Source organism: Desulfovibrio sp. (assembly GCF_018379785.1).
GTDB lineage: Bacteria > Desulfobacterota > Desulfovibrionia > Desulfovibrionales > Desulfovibrionaceae > Desulfovibrio.
Map to the genome: position 1 here is coordinate 1 of NZ_JAGZUV010000120.1, position 3778 is coordinate 3778.

At 42.7% G+C, this 3778-nt stretch carries 1 protein-coding gene; it reads right to left on the minus strand.

Features of this window, described 5'->3' with window-relative positions; all coding sequences use genetic code 11:
• Positions 1-1103 precede the first annotated feature (1103 nt).
• Complete coding sequence (locus tag KH208_RS15360; protein ID WP_291437754.1) at positions 1104-2888, minus strand: RelA/SpoT domain-containing protein; 1785 nt, start codon at positions 2886-2888, stop codon at positions 1104-1106.
• Between the last annotated feature and the right edge of the window lie 890 nt (positions 2889-3778).

Genomic DNA, 3778 nt, shown 5'->3' on the forward strand with positions numbered 1-3778 from the left:
CCCGGTGGAAAGATAAAACAGTGTGCTCATGACTTACCTCGGGCGTTATAAATACACTGATATAAAATGGTTGGCAATTAACGAGTCCTGAACCTAGGGGCTCATGGGACGGTAACTGGGGGAGTACTGCTTATGGATTGGATCTCTCCGCCGCTGGTGTACCCGTGGCCAATGAGGTTCGACCGGACAACCAGGCGGTACGATTTCTAGTCCGCGCGCGGCCGTAAATTCTGCTTCCCTCCTATGGCCGGGCACGGACTAGATACCGAATCGCCTGATTGACAGGGCGGTTTTCTTCAGCGGTCGGAACGACACGAGAGAGGTCAAAGCCGACGCCATTACCGGACCACGTACCGTATGAGCTGCGAATATCTTCAGCACAGCCTCCTGTCCTATAGAAAACGCCTCCAGCAGAAGCCGAACTGTGCTGGCCAAAGCTGCCAGTTATATTCCGTATAGCATCGTTCTGCTGGACTCCCAGGGCAGCGCTGTTTCCGCCGTGGCCACGGAGGAATAGGCCCCGCAGATCGGGCACCTGGCCGCCGAGAACCGCAAACAGCTCTGGGTATGCGCCGCACGCCCGTATAAAGTGTTGTAGGGAGCGGGAAGCGAGTATATAAATAGAGCAGCGGCCCTACCTCCTTCGCGTTTGGGCACGACGCAAACGGAAAGGAGGATACCGCCATGCGCTTTGCCGTTTTGGCCGCGATCATCGCGCTTACTGGTCCTGATTTTGGTTTTCTCAGCCAGATAACAGAGTGAACTATCCCCATGGGATAGTTCAAAATTTTTTGCATCACCCATTGTGCCCTCCTTTTGATTTATTGACTCGCAGTTCCAGATCGCGAAATTTTTTTAGCAAATCAAAAGGAGTTTTACTGACTTGAACATAGCTATAAGCTTGGTAGAACCCGCCGCCTAGTGGAGGAGGTTCTCCATACAAAAAAGGCTCCTGAAATTTCAGGAGCCTTGATTTTACTGATTAATTTCAGTTATTATGCATCGCCGTTAGGGACATTATTGCTTTTCATTTTAGTTCTCCTGTTGTTGTAAATTCACGTTGACCTAGTCATGCCGTGATGTCAAGAAAAACTGCCATAAAACTACATTGAAAGAAGTTTTTTGTTATCAATATAATATTGTGCATTTTGAGCAATTTTTAAATTTGATCTTGACGGTGGGCGTGTGCTTCGCAAACAGGCTTTGATTAAGATGTTCGCTGTTTCTTCTGCTTTTTTATGCTCTAGCAACGCATAGGCACGGAAAAGAGTATCCATTTCCTCAATTGGAATAGTATTGATTTCACTAAAAAAGCTAGTAAATTTTTTAAGATATTTCTTTAACATTAATTTTACAGCAGGCAACGCTTCATGCGTGTGGTTCGCATAAAAAATAAAACCGGTCGAATAGTATAATAAGTTGTTATACACATCTATACTGTCTTCTTTCTTTCTTATGCACCCTATGCATTTTTCTGTAACATGGAGTGCTTCAAGGTAGAATTGCTCTTTTTGTGAATTTGTGACACCACTTTCTTGCGTCTTACTCCAAATTGAAAAACCAAGTAACTTTGGTACCCCCCAAAGCATATGGTCATAGTCCACTTTTGGCAAATAACTAGGCCACTTTTTTTCTTTAATTGAAATTTCTTTACATTCTTCCATCATTGCCTGCGCTTCTCTTAATTTAACAATGGAATCTTCAAGTTGTCCAAGCTTTCCTAAGGCTTGTCCAATCCTCATTTTTAGTATCGGATATTCGCTATAATATTTTTCCAAAAATGTATATATATTGTAAGCATCATTTATATAGCCTATTTCATTCGTAGACATAAATGAAAGAGCTTCATTTAATTTGCAATAAAAATAGGCTAATTTAAATTTGTCATCTAGGCATTCTAAGCAATTATCTTGAGATATTTCTTTCGAAAGTTCGGAAAATTCTTGTGCAGATGTTATATATAAAGAGCAAATTTCATCCCAGTTGGCTGTATTTTTTGCAATTCTATTAGCAGCTTCTTCTCTTGTACTTCTCGCCTTCATGAATCTTTGAATAAAATCCTCAGAAAAACTAGCATCCTTGAATTGTTCAAGAATATCTTTGTCAAATTCAACGGAGACTGGTTTAGTCGTAACGGGTTGCTCAATCGCGTTGCTGCGTTGCGTTTCTTTACGTATGCATTCAGCATATTCCATACATGCATCAGTAAAATCTTTTAATACTCTCAAATGGTTCCTAATGTGAGGAGAGCTTACAATGCTTGGGTCTTCAGCCTTTCCCATTCGATGATTATATCCATATTTATGCTCTATTTCACCCCATGCATCTTCAAAAACAGTCCTTATTTGTATTTCAATAGGAAGAAAATAATTTTCTGGAGTGTGTTCTATACGTTTATTACGTCTACATATTACATGTATGCTTGAGTATCCTGCAACTGAGGCTTCTGATTGGACTTTCAGATCAGGAAAAAACTTACCCGAAATCTCTTTAATATCATTATATAAATCTTCAATTATAGACTTTCCTCTATAGACAATAACCTCTTCTGGAGGAATAAACTTCAATTCTGAACTGTCGTCTGAAGTCTCTTTAGCAGTAAATTCAATGAGCTTTTTATATACATCAAGCATTTCACTTTTGAAAAGCGTTACAAGCCGTATTCCTATAACATCAGTTATTGTTGTAACGCAGTATTTTGGTTTTTTAGCAATCTTCCTGTACACCTTTTCCAAAAGAGATTCGGAAGTTTTTACTCGAAACTTGTAAGCGTAACATCCGTGGGTCACGTTTGCCTTTCGAAGTGAATCGACAATATTGCTGACTTCTACGTCACCTTGTAAAGCTAAAATTGTTGCTATTACGTTCTCTTTTTCTTGGAGCGGCATAACAACCTGCATCTTTGTATAAAATGGGCCGTAAGCGACTAAGTGCGCTAGATGGCAATACGAATTACTGTAACGATCACTTTCTATCAAAGCGAGTAGTTTCCAGTATTACCTTCTGCCATTAATAAATAATTTTGACTTATATCTGGTTGTATATAAAAAGCAATATTTTTTTAAATCTTAGCAAAATACTTGTAAAAATTATTTGCTCCACAAATTGCATTAATTTTTTGCCTAGGTTTATATCTTGACTCAATGCTGCCCGTTTAAGGAGCAATAAAAAGTCATAAATTTCAATGAAATGCGGATAAAAGACTTAAACATACAGCCACTCAAGGAGATTTTGGGCTTGAGTTATCAGAACACGCTCTTCTCTTACACGCTATCGCTGATTCCTACACATGAGCGTGCCGAGCCGTAACCACGGGAAAATAGGTCACGCAGATCGGGCACCTGGCCACCGACAACTGCGAATAGCTCTGGGTACGCGCCATTCTGCCCGGCAAAGCGTTGCCGGGCGGGGAGAATCCAGATATAAGGAGCGGGCACGGCTACCCCCTTCCTGATCTGCGCCCGGCACGGCGCAAACTATCAAAGGGGGTGCCGCATGAGACGCTATGTCGTCTTGGTGTTGCTGGTACTCCTCGCCCTGCTGCTGCGGGGCGATAGTCGGCCATAAAAGGCTGGCCCCGTATCAGCTAGCACTGGTACGGGGCCGAAAGGTGTAAACCTGACTCGGTAGCCGTGCACGGGGGCGCTAACCGCGCCGTGCCAGCCCCGGTTCCTGTTCCCGCAGGGGCCGGGGTTCCCTTTTTAGATAACGCCTCCATGCCTGTTTGGCAAGCATCAGGGGTGGGCGCGGATCAGGTACCGAACAGCGGTGTTCACCG

Bases quoted from the DNA above. Each gene is read 5' to 3' on its own strand.
- KH208_RS15360 (WP_291437754.1), bottom strand. From the start codon at position 2,888: ATGCCGCTCCAAGAAAAAGAGAACGTAATAGCAACAATTTTAGCTTTA.